Annotated in this window: 16 protein-coding genes; 5 read left to right on the forward strand and 11 right to left on the reverse strand. The window is 61.8% G+C overall.

Annotated features, from left to right (window positions below; genetic code table 11):
• Positions 1 to 45 precede the first annotated feature (45 nt).
• The 6 genes from SGN16_RS14945 to SGN16_RS14970 form a co-directional block, all read right to left on the reverse strand.
• Positions 46 to 810 (reverse strand): SDR family oxidoreductase, encoded by a 765-nt coding sequence (locus SGN16_RS14945; RefSeq protein ID WP_335945490.1) that lies wholly within the window; start codon positions 808 to 810, stop codon positions 46 to 48.
• 102 nt (positions 811 to 912) lie between these two features.
• On the reverse strand, positions 913 to 1,725 hold the full coding sequence (locus tag SGN16_RS14950) for an energy transducer TonB (protein WP_335945491.1): 813 nt from the start codon (positions 1,723 to 1,725) through the stop codon (positions 913 to 915).
• Positions 1,722 to 2,168 (reverse strand): protein TolR, encoded by a 447-nt coding sequence (gene tolR / locus SGN16_RS14955; protein ID WP_335945492.1) that lies wholly within the window; start codon positions 2,166 to 2,168, stop codon positions 1,722 to 1,724. Before tolR ends, SGN16_RS14950 begins: the two co-directional genes overlap by 4 nt.
• Positions 2,169 to 2,181: 13 nt before the next feature.
• Complete coding sequence (gene tolQ / locus SGN16_RS14960; protein WP_335945493.1) at positions 2,182 to 2,889, reverse strand: protein TolQ; 708 nt, start codon at positions 2,887 to 2,889, stop codon at positions 2,182 to 2,184.
• A 64-nt stretch (positions 2,890 to 2,953) separates the two neighbouring features.
• Entirely contained in the window at positions 2,954 to 4,879 is a 1,926-nt protein-coding gene (locus SGN16_RS14965) for a phytase (RefSeq protein WP_335945494.1), read from the reverse strand.
• A gap of 50 nt (positions 4,880 to 4,929) precedes the next feature.
• Positions 4,930 to 7,452 (reverse strand): TonB-dependent receptor, encoded by a 2,523-nt coding sequence (locus SGN16_RS14970; protein ID WP_210638806.1) that lies wholly within the window; start codon positions 7,450 to 7,452, stop codon positions 4,930 to 4,932.
• A 483-nt stretch (positions 7,453 to 7,935) separates the two neighbouring features.
• Between SGN16_RS14970 and SGN16_RS14975 the strand changes: the two genes are divergently transcribed.
• Both SGN16_RS14975 and SGN16_RS14980 read left to right on the forward strand, forming a co-directional pair.
• Complete coding sequence (locus SGN16_RS14975) at positions 7,936 to 8,850, forward strand: GGDEF domain-containing protein (RefSeq protein ID WP_210638807.1); 915 nt, start codon at positions 7,936 to 7,938, stop codon at positions 8,848 to 8,850.
• Between the two features lie 9 nt (positions 8,851 to 8,859).
• Positions 8,860 to 9,897 (forward strand): AraC family transcriptional regulator ligand-binding domain-containing protein, encoded by a 1,038-nt coding sequence (locus SGN16_RS14980; protein WP_335945495.1) that lies wholly within the window; start codon positions 8,860 to 8,862, stop codon positions 9,895 to 9,897.
• A gap of 40 nt (positions 9,898 to 9,937) precedes the next feature.
• Here SGN16_RS14980 and SGN16_RS14985 read toward each other — a convergent pair whose 3' ends face one another.
• The 4 genes from SGN16_RS14985 to SGN16_RS15000 form a co-directional block, all read right to left on the reverse strand.
• Entirely contained in the window at positions 9,938 to 10,378 is a 441-nt protein-coding gene (locus SGN16_RS14985) for a CBS domain-containing protein (RefSeq protein WP_210638809.1), read from the reverse strand.
• A 191-nt stretch (positions 10,379 to 10,569) separates the two neighbouring features.
• Complete coding sequence (nirD, locus tag SGN16_RS14990; protein ID WP_210638810.1) at positions 10,570 to 10,956, reverse strand: nitrite reductase small subunit NirD; 387 nt, start codon at positions 10,954 to 10,956, stop codon at positions 10,570 to 10,572.
• Entirely contained in the window at positions 10,956 to 13,517 is a 2,562-nt protein-coding gene (gene nirB, locus SGN16_RS14995; protein WP_335945496.1) for a nitrite reductase large subunit NirB, read from the reverse strand. Before nirB ends, nirD begins: the two co-directional genes overlap by 1 nt.
• Positions 13,518 to 14,016: 499 nt before the next feature.
• The gene (locus SGN16_RS15000; protein WP_210638812.1) at positions 14,017 to 14,646 is read right to left on the reverse strand and encodes a TetR/AcrR family transcriptional regulator; all 630 of its coding nucleotides are present in this window, start codon (positions 14,644 to 14,646) and stop codon (positions 14,017 to 14,019) included.
• Between the two features lie 86 nt (positions 14,647 to 14,732).
• Here SGN16_RS15000 and SGN16_RS15005 point away from each other — a divergent pair, with 86 nt between their 5' ends.
• The gene (locus tag SGN16_RS15005) at positions 14,733 to 15,365 is read left to right on the forward strand and encodes an NAD(P)H-dependent oxidoreductase (RefSeq protein WP_335945497.1); all 633 of its coding nucleotides are present in this window, start codon (positions 14,733 to 14,735) and stop codon (positions 15,363 to 15,365) included.
• A gap of 2 nt (positions 15,366 to 15,367) precedes the next feature.
• On the opposite strand, the gene SGN16_RS15010 is transcribed toward SGN16_RS15005, so the two are convergent.
• Positions 15,368 to 16,939 (reverse strand): L,D-transpeptidase family protein, encoded by a 1,572-nt coding sequence (locus tag SGN16_RS15010; protein WP_335945498.1) that lies wholly within the window; start codon positions 16,937 to 16,939, stop codon positions 15,368 to 15,370.
• Between the two features lie 130 nt (positions 16,940 to 17,069).
• On the opposite strand from SGN16_RS15010, the gene SGN16_RS15015 reads away from it, so the two are divergent.
• Both SGN16_RS15015 and SGN16_RS15020 read left to right on the forward strand, forming a co-directional pair.
• On the forward strand, positions 17,070 to 17,783 hold the full coding sequence (locus tag SGN16_RS15015) for a murein L,D-transpeptidase catalytic domain family protein (RefSeq protein WP_210645293.1): 714 nt from the start codon (positions 17,070 to 17,072) through the stop codon (positions 17,781 to 17,783).
• Between the two features lie 139 nt (positions 17,784 to 17,922).
• A complete protein-coding gene (locus SGN16_RS15020; RefSeq protein WP_335945499.1) occupies positions 17,923 to 18,879 on the forward strand; it encodes a class I SAM-dependent methyltransferase in 957 nt (318 codons plus the stop codon).
• The last annotated feature ends 112 nt before the right edge of the window (positions 18,880 to 18,991 follow it).

Below are 18,991 nucleotides of genomic sequence, written 5' to 3' on the forward strand. Positions count from 1 at the left end.
AGCTTGCTCCCTCGCCACAAAAGCCCGCGCAGCAGCCACAACGGATCAACCACCTACCGCAACACTCATCCCACCATCGGCCATGACCACCGAGCCGACCATGAAACTGGCTCGCTCCGAAGCCAGGAACGCGACGATCTCGGCAATCTCCGAAGGTGACGCCGCCCGGCCAATGGGCGCGGACTTGCCGTGCTCGGCCAGGAAACCCTGGCCATCCTCCATGAAGTGATCGAGCAGATGAGTGACCACATCACCAACGCCGATCGCATTGACCCTGATCCCGTGCTCAATGGCTTCCAAGGCCTGGGTACGGGTCAACTGGGCCAGGGCGCCCTTTGAAGCGGTGTATGCCGCGATGCCTGGAAAGGCAAAGTAGGACGCGTAGGATGCGATGTTCACGATGGCGCCGGACTGCTGTTTCATCATCGCCTTCATGGCTTCACGTGAATGCAGGAAAGCGCCGGTCACGTTGGTCTCCATCTGCCAGTTCCAATCTTCACGGGTCATTTCCACGAAGGGTTTGTAGAGGATTCGCCCGGCATTGTTCACCAGCACATCGAGCCGACCAAAGCGCTTCACCGCCAGCGCGACGGCGGCCTCGGCGCTGCCGTCCGCAGTGATGTCGGCCACGAACGGCACCAGGCCCGGCTGCTCCAACGCATTGACTTGAGGATTGATGTCCTCGGCAATGACCCTGGCACCGCGGGCATGGAACAACTCGGCGATCGCCCGACCGATGCCGCTGGCCGCACCGGTAACCAATACCACTTTGTCGGCGATTTCGTTGGGGGTCGGTTTGAAGTCAGTCATCTCAGTTCTCCAAAAGCAGGTTTGTTTTCGACGACTCCACTGTCGTCGATCGCGAACCTGCACTCTTTGGGAGCCTTGCTTGAGCTGTCGGGCTTTTGCGTTTTATTTGATCCGGTAGTGGAAGGTGTTGCGCACCGCCGGCACTGTCACGGCCTTGCCTTCGACGATTCGCGGTTGGTAGCGGAAGGTCTGTGCGGCCGCCAGGGACGGGCGGATGAACAGCGGGTGGCAACCGTCGAGCACCCTGGGACTGTCAATCCGACCATCTGGCGTCACGCTGTATTCCACGGTGCAGTCGCCTTCCAGTCCCTTGTCCAGGGCCCGTTGCGGATAGTCCGGGGCTTGTTTGCTCAGGGGCTGATAGCTGCGACTGTCGGCTGCAGCCAAGCGCGCCTGTTCGGCACGGTGTTGTTGAGCGAGCACTTGCGCCTGCTGGGTCTGGCGCTGTTGTTCAGCGGCCTGTTGCTCGGCCTCGTGCTGCCGCCGTTCACTCTCCTGGTGTTCACGTTGCTGTTGGGCCTGTTGCTCGCGCTTTTGATCCTCGACCCGTTTGCGGGCCAGGGTCGCCTGTTCCAGTTTCTGCGCCTGGACACGCGGGTCCACGACCGGCTTGGCCGGAGTGGGACGCGACGTTTGCAACGGCACCGCTTCGGACGGTTGCGCAATAACAGCGGCCACGGGGGCTGGTGCCGGTGCTTCCGGCACTGGCGCCGGGGGCAACATCACCAGTTGCGTATGCAGCACCCGAGGCGCCTGGGCAACGGGTTTCTCTGCGGTCCAGCCCAGGATCAGCAACACAGCCACCAGCGCGTGCAGTGCCACCGCGAGCCCTGCCGCGAGGCTGTTTCGCCAAACGCCATGGCGCGTCAACGCGCGAAGGTGCAGGGAAGGAGTGTGCATGATCATCGCCGTCATCGGGGCGCCTCGGTCACCAGCCCCAGGTTGCTCACCCCGCCCTGCTGCAAGGCCGCCATGGCCGCGACGACCCGGCCGTAATCGGCATGCTCGTCGGCACGGATATACACCTGGGTGTCGCTGCGCTCAGCGACGACCTGCGCCACTTTGGCGCGCATCTGGTCCAGGTCCACAGCGCTGTCGGTCTGGTGATGGGTGTCCAGTTCTCCACCAAGGTTCCAGTAATAGCCTCCTTCGGCCTTCACCGATAGGGTCAGGATCTGCTGGCGGCTGTCATTGGCCAGGGCCTCGCTGGCGACCTTGGGCAGTTCGATCTTCACCCCCTGGGTCAGCATCGGTGCGGTGACCATGAAGATCACCAGCAGCACCAACATCACATCGATGTAGGGCACCACGTTCATTTCGGCCTTGGGCCCGTGCTTGCGTTGCGGCTTGACTAACATCTGCCCTCTCCTTTCAAGCAGCCGTGGCCAGGTTGACCGCAGCACCGTGCAGCTTGCGGTGCAAGCGTGCCTGCAACTCGTTGCCGAAGGCGTAGTAGCGGGTCAGCAAGGTCTGGCCGCGAGCGGCAAAACGGTTATAGGCAATCACTGCGGGGATCGCCGCGAACAAACCGATGGCCGTGGCGATCAGCGCTTCAGCAATGCCCGGCGCCACGGTGGAAAGGCTGGCCTGTTGCACTTGGGAGAGACCGATAAAGGCATTCATGATCCCCCAGACCGTGCCGAACAAACCGATGTACGGGCTGACCGAGCCGACGGTGGCGAGAAACTGCAGGCCTTTTTCCAGCTGCACCTCCTGTTCGCTGATCGCCACCTGCAGCGAACGCTCGACACCTTCGAGCACCACTTCCGGTGTACTTGAGGGTTGGTTGAGCTGAGTGAAGGCCAGCACGCCGGCCTGGAAAATCGGAGTTATGCCACCCTCCTCTTCGCGAGCCTGCGCAGTTTCCCGGTACAGCGCCAGCACATCCTGAGTGCTACGAAAGCGCTGCATGAACCCCTTGAACTGTCGCTCGGTACGTTGCAGCACGGCACTTCGCTGGATGATCAGGTACCAGCTCAGCAATGAGGCCAACAACAACGTGAGCATGACCGCCTTGACCAGCAGACTCGCGTCGCTGATCAGGCCCCAGATCGTCATGTGTTCCAAAGTGGCTTGCATGGGTAGAACTCCTGTCTGACGGCTATTCGATGAAATGTTCGTGACCGGTTGATGACAACGTCGCTCAAGGCAGGCGTAGCGCTTTGGCCACCTCGGCCCAGGGCACGAACTTGAAATTCTGGGTCTGCTCGGGCATGCGCTTGCGACCGTCCTGGACGACCAGCATCCCCTGGTTCCAAGGCCCGCCAAGGTTTACCGAGGTGACTTCCAGACCATCGGTTTCCGAGGCCCCGTCAATGCCCGCCGCAGCGTTCAGACCGACCCGAAAAGCACCACGCACGGCATAAGGCGGCTCGGCATCGAGCACCAGGTAGCTGTCATTGCCCTGGCTGGACACCACCAGATAGTCATGGCCTGCGCTTCGGTACAGGGCGATGCCCTCGACGTCGGCATGTAACGGTGGCCCCACCTTGATCACGCTGTTCAAGGTCGCCGGCTGGTCGGCCCGGGCATCCACCGTCCAGACGCCGACGTCTTCTTCACCGAGAAACAGGCGCTGACGCGGGTCATCGGCCACACAACCTTCGGGTTGGCTATCGACGCTGAACTGGCGCACCAACTCACCTTTCACCACGCCGTCCGGCGCGCTGAGGCGGTACTGCAGATAGCGACCGTCCTTGCCGTTGGCGAAGGCATACAGTTCGCCTTCGGCTGGCTGGAACAAACAAATGCCGTAGATTTCCTTGAGCGACGTGGGGATCTCGCCAGCCTCGTGCAACTCGCCACTGGTGCGATCAATACTGAACAGACTGAGGCTGTTGCGATCGCGATTGCTGGCTACCGCAAGATCGACGGTTTGCTCACCCAGCTTGAAGTTGGCGCGCACATCGACATTATTCAGGCGCCCTACCGGCAACGCCTGCAGCAGCTTGCCTTGCAGGTCATAAGCCAGCAGGCCTTGCTTCTTGTTGGTGCCCAGCACTCGACTCAGGGCGGGCGTCGTTGGATGAATCCAGATCGCCGGGTCATCGGCTGCGTCGCCCTGGCGGGCCACCGGCTCGCTCTGGACGATGGCCGCAACACTGGGCAGGATCGGCGCCAGCGGTACAGGCTTGGGTTGCCAATTGATTTCACCCTGATACAGGCGTCCGTTGGCATCGTCGCGCAGCAGCATTTCGATGCCGGATTTGCTCGGGCGTATCGCGAGGCTTTCCGGTTCCTTCAGGCCCGGCAAGGGCAAACGGGCCTTGGCGATCCAACCTTCGTCCTTTTGCTGATACAGATGCAGTTGCGCCGCCGCCGGATCCAGGCCCAGCATGCCACCCGGCAATACGGCCATGGCCCCGGCGGCTTGCTGGATGTCACCGAACGGTGTGCGCATCGCCACGGGAACACGAACGGTATCGGCTTCGGAAGATGCCGGATAGGCCCACCACCCCACCCGCTCCTCGTTGACGAACAATTGATTGGTGCCGTCCTGCACCTGGCAGGTCTTGGCGTCCGGTGGTAACGGCAGGCCGCGCACCCGTTGCGCGGTGTCGCTCAGGTGCTCGCCATTGCCGACCAGCCATTGCTCGCCTTTACCCTGTTCCCCCATCAGGAACACGAACAGGTTGCTCGCGTCATCGCGGTACAGGCATAGGCCGTTTACCGCAAAATCCCGCGTCGGCAGATACACAGGTGTTCCCCACTGGCGCTTCTGCGGGTCGAGGCTGACCAGCAACGCCTGCTGACGCGTGCCGTCGAGGCTGGCAACCAGTACATTCGCTCCCAGGGAACGACTGTCGAGGCCTTCAAAGCTGCCCTCCAGGCGCGCCAACTCAAGGCCTTGGGCGTCGAGCAACAACAAACCCTCGCGGGCGCTGGCCAGCCGCTCGGTCGTTGACGGGCCAGGCAGGAATGCCAGGGCGTTGAGCGAAAGGTCCCGGGATTGAGACCAGGGTTTCAGTATCAGCTTGGGAGCCGCGGGAGCCGCCAGGGTGGGGACCGCTGCCAGGCTGACCAGCATCGCCAACAGGTAGCGCTTGGGTAATAGCAACATCGTGTTCAACGCAAAAGTCCTTGTCATTAGGCCAAACTCAAAAGTGGCATGCTCGCAGTTCAAAAATGGGTAAAGGTCAGGCCCAGCTTGTAGGTCGGGCCGTACTCTTCGTACTGGCCGTTGTAGGAGCGGTGGCCGGTGTAGACGAAATACGGCTCGTCGGTGAGGTTCTGCGCCTCCAGGCTGACTTGCAGGTTTTTGGTCAGTGAATAGCGGGCACTGAAGTCGACGAAGGTCTGGGCATCGACGTGCAGGTCATGGTCACGGTCGCTGATGGACGCCAGCTCATAGAGGTATGCCGACTTGTAGTTGGCCGACAGGCGCAGGCTCAGCTTGTCGTTTTCCCAGCCCAGCATCAGGTTGCCGACGGTGTCCGATTGGTTCGGCAGGTCGATGCTGCGTTTACGCTGGGTGCCACTGGCCTGGTCGAAGCCTTCGATCTCGGCATCCGAACGGCTGAAGGTGGTGTTGGCCCCCAACAGCAAGCCGTTCCAAGGCGCCGGCAACCAGTCGAATTTTTGCGAGTAGGCCAGTTCCAGGCCATAGAGCTTGGCGCTGTCGCCGTTGGCGTAGCTGTGGGCTTCGGCGAAATCGGTCCAGGCGCCCGTGCCCGCCAGGTCGGTGTTGTAGACGAAGTTCTTGATGTCCTTGTAGAACACGAAGGCCGAAACGGTGCCGGCGTGGCCCATGAAATGCTCGATGCCCAGGTCCAGGTTGCTCGATTCCAGGGGCTTGAGCTCAGGGTTGCCGAAGGTGGCCTCGTCATCGTCGATGACAAAACCCGGTGCCAGTTGGCCAAAGGTCGGGCGCACCACGGATTTGGTCCAGGCCGCACGGACCTGGGTGTTTTTGTCCAGTTGGTAACGTGCGTGCAAGCCCGGCAGCCAGTGGTGATACTTGCGACGGGTCTCGGTGTCGGTGAACACGCCGTCGGTGGCGCCGGTGCCCTTGGCGTCAAACTCAGTACCTTCGTAGCGCATGCCGGCGATGAAGCGCCAATCGTCGATGTCGACGGTGTTCATCAGGTACGCAGCGTTGATGTCCTCGCTCATCTTGAAGTCGTTGACCCGCGACTCCTGCTCGTCAAAAAAGTCGTCGCGATTGAGGCCGCCGATCAACTGCTTGATGGCATCGGCGCTGATGCCCGGGCCGAAGCGGCCGAGGCGATAATCAACGTTACCTTTCTGGAATTGCCCGAGGTTGAGCTGGTCATCGGTGAACCCCAGGGCATCAAAATCCTCGTAGACCCAGGCATTGAGGTCGTTATCCTTATTGCGTCGGCTGACTTTGCCGCCGAATTTGACTTGGGACGCATAGCCGCGCAAGTCGTAGTCCCGGGCCAGGTCCAGGCGCAGGTTTTTCTCGGTGTCGGTGGTCTTCTGCTCTTCCCAGTCCACCTTGTCGAGGCTGAAGTTGGCGGGGTCATAGAAGCCCGAGCCGATGATCGGCCGCGGCTTGTCGTTGTCGTAGAAACCGCCGGTGAAACCGTCGATGCCTTCGAACGTGGCGCCGGCGATGTGCCCGGGGGTGTCTTCGCTGGATTGGCTGTAGCCGCCCTGGCCACTCAGAGTCCAGAGCCCGAACATGCGTTCGCCACCGAGCACGTAGGATTGGATTTCCTGGGTTTCTTCACGTTGCTTGAGTTTGCGCTTGCCCTCGGCGTCACCCAGTTCACCGGCGGCCTGCGGGTCTTCGAAGGCGATGCTGGTGGAGTTGCGGGTTTCGCTGTCCTTGTAGCGGCTGTACAGCGTGCGCAGGTAATAGCTGCTGAAGTCATCGGGCTTGTAGTCGAAGTTCAACCCGCCACCGGCACGCTCGCGACGGATGTCGTAATCGCGCTGTTCGAACTCTTCGAGGCGTGAGCCTTGCTCGAAATCCCAGGCACCACCGGTTTCGACGTTGTCCGAGCCGAAATCGCGCTTCTGCCAGCTCAACGCCGCGGCCACCCCGAAGTTGTCGATACCGTCGCCTAGGCTGAAACGATCGCTGATGGCGCCGGAGAATTTCGGGCTGGTCTGGCCGGTGTTCTTGTCATAGCTGGCTTCGCTGCTGCCGGTGTAGAACAGGCCTTTATGGTCGAAGGCCGAGAGGCTTTTGACGTCCACCGTGCCGCCCAGGGAGTTGGCGTCCATGTCCGGTGTCAGGGTCTTGATCACCGACAGCGACTGCACCAGTTCCGAGGGCAGCACGTCGAGGGCAACGGCTCGACGTTCACTCTCCGGGGCCGGCACCAGGGTGCCGTTGATGGTCACGCTGTTGAGGTCCGGCCCCAGGCCGCGCACGCTGACAAAACGGCCTTCACCCTGATCGCGCTCGACGCTGACACCCGGCAAACGCTGCACCGCCTCGGCGACGTTTTCATCCGGCAATTGCGCCACGCCGTCGGCATGCACCACGCTCTTGATCGTGTCGGCGCTGCGCTGTTCCTTGAGGGCCTGGTCGATGCTGGCGGCCTGGCCAACCACTTCGACGTGTTCCGTGGCCGCCTGCTCGGCGGCGCTCAGACGCTCACTGGCAATGGCCATCGCCAATGCGGTGAACGTGAAACCGACGAACCCGGCAGTGCTGGTGCGGTGGTGCATGGTGGTCCTCCCCCAGGAATCCGAATATCCGCCAGGCAATGGCCCGGCAACTGGGAGGGCAAGCTAGGGGTGGGGAATGACGGTTCTGTGACAGGGTTTGGCCGTGGAGGCTGTAATAGGCTGATTTAGGGCGCTGGCGAGCCGGAATGAGCTGAAATGACCTGTTTCGAACCGCGCAGACAACCAGCAACCGATCTTATTGTGGCAACAGATAAAATCCCCCCGCCTCAATGAGATCGATCGTCCCCTCGCTCCAGCGTGGGAATGTCGCCAGGGACGCTGCGCGTTCCGCTTCTGGGATGTGACGCAGAGCGTCACGGGATGCATGCCCACGCAGAGCGTGGCAACGATCAGAAAAAATGAAAAGTTCTGACAATGGATGAGCTGATTCGACCTCCCCCAGCCATTCGGCCGTCGTCACGGCACTGTCACATTCATCTGCTGTGCTGGGCCGCATTCCGCTTCTGGCAAAGGATTCCGGCCATGTTCTCCGTGCTGCGCCCGCACCGCCTCAAACTCGCCCTGCTCCTGCTGGCGGCCAACCTCGGGTTGATGCTGTACCTGGCCAGCGGTGAACTCAAACCCATTGCGCAGTGGGTCTGGCTGGATATTCTCGGCGAAGGCGGATCGGCGCTGCTGGCGCTGGTCTGGCTTGGCCTGGTACTCAAAAGCCGCCCCGCCGGGCGGGTCACCAATTACCTGATCCTGGGCCTGGGTTGCATCTTCTTTTCCTGGTGGATCGACAGCCTCGACGAATTCATCCGCCTGCCCGAGAGCATCACCTGGGACCACTGGCTCGAATCCGGGCCAATGCCGGTGGGCATGATCCTGCTGACCCTGGGCATCTATCACTGGCACCGGGAACAGCTGGCAATCAACGGGCAGATGGAGAAGCGCGAACGATTGTTCCGCGAGCACCGTTTGTTCGACAAGCTCACGCCGTTGGGTGGCGCCGACTTTCTCAAGCATGAACTGTCCGCCAGCCTGCAGGACAGTCGCCGCCGTCAGCAACCGCTGTCGCTGCTGGCCCTGGACCTGGATAACTTCACCGCCATCAACCAGCGTTTCGGCCATGGTGAAGGCGATGCCGTGCTGCAGGCGGTCAGCCAATTGCTGGTGCTGAACCTGCGTCGCCAGGATTTGCTTTGCCGCCTGGCCGGTGATCGCTTTGTGGTGCTACTGCCCGACACCGGCGAAAGTCAGGCCCAGCGCCTGGCGTTGGAGCTGGAGGTGGCGATTCGCAGCCTGGCCCACAAGACCCGGCAACACGGCGAGCGGTTGCGACTGGCCGCCAGCACCGCAGTGGTGATGGCGTTCGACGAATCCCCCGAAGCCTTGCTCAAACGCCTCAACCTGGCCCTGGCCCAGTCCCGGTCCACGCTGGCGAAGAGCGCCTGAGGCCGGTCCATGACACTCAAGACGTGCTGGTACGAAGCCGACAGTCGCTTCATCCCCGGGCATTATCAGCCTGCCGCGCTGATCGACCTGGCGCTGTCGCGGGACATCGACAGCCATCGCCTGCTGCGCGGCACCGGGTTGTTCCACGACGACATCCTGGCCGGGCAGAGCCGCATCAGCCCGCAGCAGTTTCTTGGCCTGATCGACAACAGCCAGCGTCTGCTGGACGCCGACGACAGCAGCTTCCTGTTCGGCCAACGGCTGTTGCCGGGGCACTACGGACCCGCCAGCCACGCCTTGCGCCACGCGCAGAATCTGCATCAGGCGTTGGACACGCTGATCGACCAACAGGCCTTGCTCAGCCCGTTGGCCGCACCACGGCTGTTGCTGGACGAGCAGTATGCCTACGTTCATTGGCTGGACAGCTGCGGGGCCGATGAGCAATGGCGCTTCGTGCTGGAGGCCAGCGTGACCTCACTGGTGGCGATGAGCACCTGGCTGAGCGGCGAACGCTTGCCTTGGCAATGCAGCTTTCGCCATGCCGAGCCGCGCTATGTCGAGCAGTATTGGGTGCACCTGGGTGAGCAGACTCAGTTCAACCGACCGCTGGACCTGATGCGCCTACCCCGCCACTGCCTCGCCCGGCCTTGGCCCAACGTGTCGGCCACCGCTGGCCAGGTGGCGCGAATCGAAGCCCGGGAACAGCTCGATCTACTGGGTTTTGCTTCAAGTTTTCTGGATTGCATCTACGACCACTTGCACGCCCATGTGCAGCAGACGCCAAGCCTGGAACAGACCGCCCAGGCCTTCGCCATGAGCCCGGCGACCCTCAAGCGCAAGCTGCACAAGCACCACACCGGGTTCCAGCAACAGGTGGACCGGGTGCATACCCACGTTGCGTTGCACCTGTATCAGGTCAAGGGGTTCAGTAACGAGGAAGTGGCGCAGTATTTGAATTTCAACGATACGGCGAACTTCCGTCGCGCGTTCAAGCGCTGGACCGGCAGTACGCCGAATCTGATCCGGCAGTTGTTGGCGTTGGGCTAAGCACTGACGTCGTGCGCGATCTTGTGGCGAGCTTGCGGTGTCAGTGCCCGCGAATGTAGTGCTCCAGTTGTCGAATCAAATCCGCCTGCTCGACAATCGCCTCTTTCACCAGGTCACCAATGGACAGCAAGCCGATCAACTGCCCGTTATCCAGCACCGGCAGGTGCCGCAGGTGGCTGTCGGTCATGACCTCCATGCAGCGCTCGATGCTCTGCTGGCTGTCGGCGGTGACCACCGGCGCGCTCATGATCGTGCGTACCGCAGTGCCTACCGAGGAGCGCCCTTGCAGCACCATCTTGCGCGCGTAATCCCGCTCACTGAACACGCCCACTACCTGGCCGTCTTCGATCACCGGCAGCGCGCCAACGTTTTTCTCGGCCATGATTTGCAGCGCTTCGAGCACCGTCTGTTCCGGCGCGATGCTGTGGACCTGCTGGTTCTGCACGCTTTTGAGTTTCACCAGTTGAGCGGCGGTTTTCATTGTTAATCCCCACATTCAGCTAAAGGCATGTGTGAACATCATGCCTGTCAGTTAAAACGTCCCCTGGGGGAGCGGGCTTGCTCGCGATAGCGTTGGATCAGCAGCATTGTTGTTGACTGATACACCGCCATCGCGAGCAAGCCCGCTACCACAGGTTTTCATGCAGTTTTCAATTTGCTCGCAGGTGCGGATCAGTCTTGGCCAATCTCAACCACATCACCATTCAAGCGCACCGGCCACACCCGCAGACGCTGTTCCGGATACTCCAGGCAATGGCCGTCCTCCAGGCGGAAGTGCTGTTTGTACATCGGTGAAGCAATCACCAGGTCACCCTTGATGCTGCCCAACAAGCCCCGGCCAATGACATTCGCGCCCGACTTGGGATCGCGGTTGTCGATGGCGTACAGCGGCTTTTCCTGATGTTCGGGCAGGTACAGCAGCGCCACCTGGCTGCCGTCGTGCCAGGCGACCACGCCGGAATTGGGCACCAGGTCCTCGCGGCGGCACAGGGCAAGCCATTGCAGCGGTTCCTGGTCCGCAGAACGGGTGGGAATACGAACGACGTTTGACTGGCTCATCAGAGCACCTCCTCGGTGACGGGAATCAGGTGAAGTTCGCCGGCGTGAACCGGCCGGCGCTGGCCGCGTTCGCGAACGAAATGAACGTCCGGATCGCCGCGCTTGTCGTTGACGAAGGTACGGAAACGCTTGAGTTTTTCCGGATCCTTGAGGGCGTTGGCCCATTCGCATTCGTAGCGGTCGACCACCAGCTGCATCTGGGCTTCGAGCTCGGCCCCCAGGCCCAGGCTGTCGTTGATGATCACGTCCTTGAGGTAATCCAGGCCGCCTTCCAGGCTTTCGCGCCAGACCGAGGTGCGTTGCAACTTGTCGGCGGTGCGGATGTAGAACATCAGGAAGCGATCGATGTAGCGGATCAAGGTGGCGTCATCCAGGTCGGTGGCAAACAGCTCGGCGTGCCGCGGGCGCATGCCGCCGTTACCGCCCACGTAGAGGTTCCAGCCCTTCTCGGTGGCGATCACGCCGACGTCCTTGCTCTGGGCCTCGGCGCACTCGCGGGTGCAACCGGACACCGCGAACTTGAGCTTGTGGGGTGAGCGCAAACCTTTGTAGCGGTCCTCAATGGTCAGGGCCATTTGCACACTGTCCTGCACGCCATAGCGGCACCAGGTGCTGCCCACGCAGGATTTCACCGTGCGAGTCGATTTGCCGTAGGCGTGGCCGGTTTCGAAACCGGCTTCGATCAGCTCGGCCCAGATGTCCGGCAACTGATGCAACTGGGCGCCGAACAGGTCGATGCGTTGGCCGCCGGTGATCTTGGTATAGAGGTCGTATTTCTTGGCGACCACGCCGATGGCGATCAATTTGTCGGCGGTAATTTCCCCGCCGGCGATCCGCGGCACCACCGAATAAGTACCGTTTTTCTGCATGTTCGCCATGAAGGTGTCGTTGGTATCCTGCAACGCCACCAGGGACGGGTCCATGATCGGCTGGTTCCAGCACGACGCCAGGATCGAGCCCACCGCCGGTTTGCACAGGTCGCAACCGGTGTGGCCGCGACCGTGCTTGGCCAGCAATTCTTCGAAGCTGATGATCCCTTCCACCCGCACCAGGGCATACAGCTCCTGACGGGTGTAGGCGAAGTGTTCGCACAGGCTCTTGTCGACGCTGACACCACGGGCGATCAGTTCATGTTCGAAGACCTGCTTGACCAGGGCGGCGCAACCACCGCAACCGGTGCCGGCCTTGGTGTCGCATTTGAGTTGGCCCAGATCGGTGCAGCCACCGTCGATGGCCGAGCAGATCGACCCCTTGGTGACGTTATGGCACGAGCAAATGGTTGCCGCCTGGGGCAGCGCTGCCGGGCCCAGCGTCGGGGCGCCTTCGGACGATGGCAGGATCAGGCTGGCGGCGTCCTTGGGCAAGGCGATGCCGTTCTGCATGTATTGCAGCAAGGTGTCGTAGTAGCTGTTGTCGCCCACCAGTACCGCACCGATCACCCGTTTGCCGGCGGCGTCCACCACCAGTCGCCGGTAGCTGGCACTGGTTTCGTCGATGAATTGGAAGCTGCGCGAACCCGGCGTGTTGCCATGGGCATCGCCGATGGAGCCGACGTCCACGCCCAGCAGCTTGAGCTTGGTGGACATGTCCGCGCCAGTGAACGGCTCGGCGCTTTCGCCGCACAGTCGGGCGGCAACATTGCGGGCCATCTGGTAACCCGGTGCGACCAGGCCGAAGATGCTGCCGTTCCAGGCCGCGCACTCACCGATGGCGTAGATGTCCGGGTCGCTGCTCAGGCAATGGTCATCGATCACCACGCCGCCGCGCGGGCCGATTTGCAAATCGCTCTGGCGGGCCAGGGCATCCTGGGCGCGGATACCGGCGGAGAACACGATGAGGTCGGTTTCCAGGAAATCGTCGTCGGCGAAGTTCATCCGATAACGGTACTGCTCGCCGGCGCTGATGGACTGGGTGCCCTTGGACAGGTGTACGCCGACGCCTAGCTTCTCGATGCGGGCCTTGAGGGCCAAACCGCCCTGCGGGTCCAATTGCACCGGCATCAGCCGTGGGGCGAATTCCACCACATGGGCTTCCAGGCCGAGGGTCTTGAGCGCATTGGCCGCTTCCAGGCCCAGCAGGCCGCCGCCAACCACCACGCCACGGCGGGCGTTGCTGGCGGCGGCGCGGATCGCGTCCAGGTCTTCAAGAGTGCGATAGACCAGGCAGGAGTCACCTTCAGCGCCTTCAATCGGCGGCACGAACGGGTAGGAGCCGGTGGCGAGCACCAGTTTGTCGTAGCTGATGCGGTCTCGGGCAGTGACGACCTGACGTGCCTGACGGTCGATTTCCAACACCGGCACACCCAGGTGCAACGTGACACCCGGCATCTGGTACAGCGAAGCTTCACCGAGGGCCAGGGACTCGGCGTCACGGCCAGAGAAGTACTCGGACAGATGCACGCGGTCATAGGCGCGCATTGGCTCTTCGCTGAACACATGAAGGCGGTAGTGATTGAGGGCACCGCGCTCGATCAGTTGCTCGACACAGTGATGGCCGACCATGCCATTGCCGATCACGATCAGCGTTTGCAGCTTGTTCAGAGAAGCAACGTTGGAATTCATAAAAAGCACCCGACAAAAGCCCATCACGATTCTGAAAGCAAAAAAAAGACGCCTGAAACCTTGCGGTTCCAGGCGTCTTTGCCTGTTCTGTGCGGTATCGGTCCGGCGACTGCGCCCTGACCTACCGTTATTCCCCGGCCTGCTGGCGCTCGATCTTCGTTGACCGACGGGGTTGCCCACTCGATTGTGTTCACGGTGGGCCTGGGTAGTCTCTTGCAGCGAGCGTGCCAAGCCGCACCTATACCCCCGATTCCACTGGGCTACCCAGACCTTGCCGCCAGCGAAAATCCCTGTGGGAGCGGGCTTGCCCGCGAAGACGCCCGCTCAGTCAGCCACGCAAACACGCTCCAGGCTCCAGCTTCCAAGCGCCGACGATTGCCTTCCCATGGTGCGCGCCTCCCGCCTTGGCTTCATAAAAGTGCAGGCTTGCAGGTGACCCAGGATTGGAATTCACGACAGCTCCCTGTGTGGGAGCGAGCCTGCTCGCGATAGCGGTGGGTCAGTTTGCAGCGATATTGGCGGTTCGATCGACCATCGCAACGATGCTCACAAAAAGCTCTTCCTTGGCCTCGGCGGCACTGATTTCCCCGCTGGCCGCCGCGTTAGACAGTGCCTCCGCCGCGCCCAGCATCGCCCGCAAACCGGCCTGGGTGATGCCCCTTGGGCCTGCGAACGGTTCCAGCACCGCTCGGCATTTGTCCAGGAAAACAGCCTCGTATTCCCGCTTGATCCGCTCCAGTTCCGGGGAGCTGGTCAACGCAGCGATCACCCCCGGAATCTCTCGGCCCTGCAACAGCACGCATTCGACATAGGACGCAGCAATCACCGTAGCGCGGCCTGGCAACGTCGCCTCGCTCGCGTCGAGGGCGGCGTCCATCAGTGCGGTCTGGCGGGCGTCGAAATCCTGATACAACGCCGCCAGCAACCCGGAACGGCTGACGAAATGGTCATAGACGATGGGTTTGGTCACCCCGGCCTGTTCCGCCAGCCGCGCCAGGGTCAGGGCTTCGCTGCCCTCCTCGCGCACCAGCCGCCAGGCAACGTCGAGCAATTGCCGTTGCCGGTCTTCTCGCGACAGGCGTCGACGAGGCGTGGAAGGAGGTTGCGAATTTTCTCCGATGCTTGACATGCTAACTTTACCAACCGTAACTTACTAAAGGTAACTTAATCCAGAATACCGGTTTTCCGGTCTTCGTGACCAGCAGGAGTTTTGTCATGCATTCACTCATCGTTGTCGCCCACCACGACCCTCACGCCCTCACCCACAGCCTTGCCAGAAAAATCGCCGAGGGCATCACCCAAGCCAACCCCGCCAATACGTTCGAGATAGCCGACCTGGCTGGCGAGGGCTTCGATCCGCGTTTCGGCTTTGCCGACCACGCTGTCCACCACCGTGAGGCGTCGCCGCCTGCCGATGTATTGGCTGAGCAAGCCAGGATCGAGCGTGCCGACGCGCTGGTGTTGGTCTATCCGATTTATTGGTGGTCGATGCCGGCCTTGCTCAAGGGCTGGATCGACCGGGTATTTTCCAACGGCTGGGCATTCGATTTCAGTCCCGACCGGCCGTTTGTCAAAAAGCTGCAGCGCTTGCAGGTGCACCTGGTGGCAGTCGGTGGCGCCGATGCCGACACCTTTCTACGTCACGGCTATGGCAAGGCAATGACCACCCAAATCGACCATGGCATCTTCGATTACTGCGGTGCTCGGGTGGTGAGCTCTCAGCGGTTGCTCGAATCGGAAACCCTTGATCCGGCTCTGCACCTGGAAACCGCCAGCGTCATCGGCCAGCGGTTGTTCGCGACGGTTGAGGCGATGGACCCGGTCCAAGGCGCTGCCACCTGCGCCTGACCTCAGAGTGCACGAGCGTGAGCAGCAGACAGCGTCGGATCGCGCCCATAGATATCGGGGATGTACACGGGCTGGCCCTGGTTGTCCGCCTGCACCGTCCAATACCCCAGCAGAATCGGCACAGGCTTGGCCAACCTGAACTCATGGGTCAACTCAGTAGCCAGCAGCGTGTCGGTACGTGCCCGTTCGGCCGGGCTCACCAGCAGGTCGCGCAAGTGCATGACTTGTTCGATCCGCACGCAGCCTGAACTGAACGCACGGGGGCCTTTGACGAACAGTGCCTGGCTTGGCGTGTCATGCAGGTACACGGAAAACGGGTTGGGAAAGCGGATCGCCATTTTACCCAACGGGTTCTTCGGACCGGGATCCTGACGCAGCATGAGGTCGCCCGGATGCTCCCAGTCGATATCCGAGGCCTGCAGCGGCAGGCCATCGCGGTCGAGGATCTTCAGGTTCTGTCGGTTGAGAAACTCCGGATCGCGGCGAATCTCGGGCAGTTTGTCTTCCCGCATGATGGTCGGGGGAACCGTCCAGGTCGGGTTGAGCGTCAGCCGGGTGACCCGGGACTTGATCAGCGGCGTTTGCCGTTGCGCACGGCCCACCTGGGTGCGGGTTTGCCAGACCGGCGCGCCCCCCTGGTACACCGTCAACTGCGCCGCCGCCACGTTGACCAGCACACTGTCGGGCTCCAGGTCCTGGGCCAGCCAGCGCATGCGTTCGAGGTTGATGCGCAACTGTTCACGGCGCATGGCCGGGCTGACGTTCAGCTCGGTGACGGTCCACGGGCCCACCACACCGTCGGCTTGGAGCGAATGCTGGAGCTGGAAGCTCTTCATCGCTTCGACAAGCGTGGTGCTGTAATGCTCGTCGTCGATGAGCGGCGGTGCGCTCAGGTAACCTTCATTGAACAGTCGCTGGGCCAGGGCCGGTACGCGCGCATCCTGCTTGTCCGGTTGCAACAGCGGACCGCCAGGCACTGGCTGCCAGTCAGACAAGGGCTGTTGCCGTAGCCGGGCGTAGAGGCCACGCAGGTTGCGATAAAGCGCCAGGTTCGGCCGCGCCTGTTCAAAGGCCCCGGCCAGGTTTTGCAGGCCCTGTCCGGCGATGGCCAGCACGGCGGCGTGACGGTCTTGCGGCTGCGGGCTGGCCTTCCATATCGGTTCCAGGCGGTCCTGGGGTAAATAGCCGAAACGCAGCTCGTACAAGGCTTGCAGGTAGCGCTGGCTGATGTCGATATCGACACACGCCGCGCTCTGGGAGGTGCCGGCAGCCGGCAAACTGTAGCGCGTGGGATCCAGTCCATCATCGGCCAGTTGTTGCAATTGGGCCCGCAACGCCATCACTCGCTCGTCGTCCGACCAGACCGCCTGGCCTGCGTTTTGCTGATAAAACGCCTGCAAGCTCATCATCGTCGGAAAGTCGACACGAGCAGCCAGTTCCGGGCAGGCAACCGACAGCTGCGCCAACGCAACCTGCACAGGAGCCGGTTCGCCGACCGAAACGTCTTCGGCCGTCGCGACCAATGGCGCAGTGAGCAATAAAAGGCTCAGGTAACATGCGGACTTTTTGAACAACTGCTTTACTCCAATCCATGGCCGTCTCGTTGACGGTCAAACTTTGCGACAGGTACGACCCGCCATCATGCATACAAACAACACCGGACGGGATGCCGCACACCAATATCACCATTGGAATATTTCATCCGTGCTGAGGTTTTTGCGCCGACTTGGCCTGGTCATGACCGGCCTTGGCGTAATGTGTGGCCCGGCACTGGCCGAAAAAGCCAATTCTCAACTTCTTTACAACAGCCTCGCCCACGCAGCGCCGGAACTCAATCCCCAGGCCTTGAAAAGTGCCTTGAGCGCCATGCAATGCGCTGTCGCCAATGGCGCCACTCAGGCCCGCCACCTGGCGGTAATCGACTACTCGCAACCCTCCACGGCCCGTCGACTGTGGATCTTCGACCTGCGCCAGAAGAAGCTGGTATTGCGCGACCTGGTGGCCCACGGGCAGAAATCCGGGGAAAACTTCGCCACGCAATTTTCCAATCGCCTGGGCAGCTACCAGTCCAGCCTGGGCCTGTTTCGCACCCAGGAAAGTTATCAGGGCACCCACGGCTATTCGCTGCGCATGGACGGTCTGGAACCGGGTTTCAATGACCAGGCTCGTGATCGGGCGATCGTGATCCATGCCGCTGACTACGTGAACCCCTTATGGAGCGTGCGCCAAGGGCGTATCGGACGCAGTCAGGGCTGCCCGGCTGTACGCCCTCAGGTGGCGCGACAGGTGATCGACAAGCTCAAGGGTGGCCAATTCATGTTTTCCTGGTACCCGGACCCGAGTTGGCTCAAGCGCTCAGCGTACCTCAACTGCCAGCCGCAACAGGTTGCCAGTATTCTTGCTAGCAGTGGCGGCTAGCATCGGCGGCAGAACGCTTGCGTAGCCTGGCCCCTGGGGCAGCTTCGCTGCCAGCGGGAGCAAGCGCCCTCGCCACAGAGATTGCGTCGGGTCACACTGCGGTTAAAATGCCGGCCTTTCGAATTGCTGGCCGCGCCTGATGAACCCTGAAGCCGTTCAAACCCTGCAGACTCATTTACTGACAGCCCTTGCGTCGGTACCTGAAGAATCCCGTCGCCTGTTCCATGGTCGCGGTCGCTGCTGGCCAGGGCTGGAACAGATCACCGTCGACTGGCTCCAGGGCGTTGTGCTGGTCTCGTTGTTCAAAGAACCGGAACAGGCGCAGTTGAACGACTTGATGGCGATGCTGCTGGCACTCACCTCTTCGCCTGCCTGGCAACACAGCAGCGCCCATACGCTGGCCGTGCAGCACCGCTACTTACCGCAAAGCCTGACCCAGTGGCTGGTGGGCGAGCCGATTGACGAGTGGACCCTGACCGAAGGTGGCCTGCGTTACCGTATCGACCTGGGCAAAAAACAGAACAACGGCCTGTTCCTGGATATGCGCTACGGCCGCGACTGGGTGCGGGCCCATGCCAGTGGCAAGCGCGTGTTGAACCTGTTCGCCTACACCTGCGGTTTTTCGGTGGCGGCCATCGCCGGCGGAGCGCAGCATGTGGTGAACCTGGACATGTCCCGCGCGGCCCTGAGTCGTGGCCGCGACAACCATCGCTTGAACGGCCATGACTTGAGTCAGGTGAGTTTCCTCGGCCACGACTTGTTCAAATCCTGGGGCAAGGTGATCAACAGCGGGCCCTATGACCTGGTGATCATCGATCCGCCTACGTTCCAGAAAGGCAGCTTCCTGCTGACCAAGGATTACCAACGCGTCCTGCGCCGCCTGCCGGAACTGCTGAGCGCCGATGGCACAGTCCTGGCCTGCAGCAACGACCCGGCCACCGGTCCGGAATTTCTCATCGACGGCGTCACCCGTGAAGCACCTGGCTTGAAGTTCGACCAGCGCCTGGCAAATCCACCGGAATTTCCCGATGCCGACATGCAATGTGGCCTAAAGGCGTTGGTGTTCCAGTATGGTGAGAAGGCTTGCTCCCGCTAGGGGAATCTTTGGAGCGCTCCCACGCTCTGCGTCATCTTCCAGAAGCGGAACGCGGAGCGTCCCTGGCGGCGTTCCCGCGCAGAAGCGTGGGAACGATCGATCGGCGCTAGCC

Origin of the sequence: Pseudomonas sp. G166, assembly GCF_037027455.2 — a bacterium.
Lineage (GTDB): Bacteria > Pseudomonadota > Gammaproteobacteria > Pseudomonadales > Pseudomonadaceae > Aquipseudomonas.

Coding starts and splice junctions, on each gene's coding strand:
- SGN16_RS14945 (WP_335945490.1), bottom strand. CDS start 810: ATGACTGACTTCAAACCGACCCCCAACGAAATCGCCGACAAAGTGGTA.
- SGN16_RS14950 (WP_335945491.1), bottom strand. CDS start 1,725: ATGACGGCGATGATCATGCACACTCCTTCCCTGCACCTTCGCGCGTTG.
- tolR (WP_335945492.1), bottom strand. CDS start 2,168: ATGTTAGTCAAGCCGCAACGCAAGCACGGGCCCAAGGCCGAAATGAAC.
- tolQ (WP_335945493.1), bottom strand. CDS start 2,889: ATGCAAGCCACTTTGGAACACATGACGATCTGGGGCCTGATCAGCGAC.
- SGN16_RS14970 (WP_210638806.1), bottom strand. CDS start 7,452: ATGCACCACCGCACCAGCACTGCCGGGTTCGTCGGTTTCACGTTCACC.
- SGN16_RS14975 (WP_210638807.1), top strand. CDS start 7,936: ATGTTCTCCGTGCTGCGCCCGCACCGCCTCAAACTCGCCCTGCTCCTG.
- SGN16_RS14980 (WP_335945495.1), top strand. CDS start 8,860: ATGACACTCAAGACGTGCTGGTACGAAGCCGACAGTCGCTTCATCCCC.
- SGN16_RS14985 (WP_210638809.1), bottom strand. CDS start 10,378: ATGAAAACCGCCGCTCAACTGGTGAAACTCAAAAGCGTGCAGAACCAG.
- nirD (WP_210638810.1), bottom strand. CDS start 10,956: ATGAGCCAGTCAAACGTCGTTCGTATTCCCACCCGTTCTGCGGACCAG.
- nirB (WP_335945496.1), bottom strand. CDS start 13,517: ATGAATTCCAACGTTGCTTCTCTGAACAAGCTGCAAACGCTGATCGTG.
- SGN16_RS15000 (WP_210638812.1), bottom strand. CDS start 14,646: ATGTCAAGCATCGGAGAAAATTCGCAACCTCCTTCCACGCCTCGTCGA.
- SGN16_RS15005 (WP_335945497.1), top strand. CDS start 14,733: ATGCATTCACTCATCGTTGTCGCCCACCACGACCCTCACGCCCTCACC.
- SGN16_RS15020 (WP_335945499.1), top strand. CDS start 17,923: ATGAACCCTGAAGCCGTTCAAACCCTGCAGACTCATTTACTGACAGCC.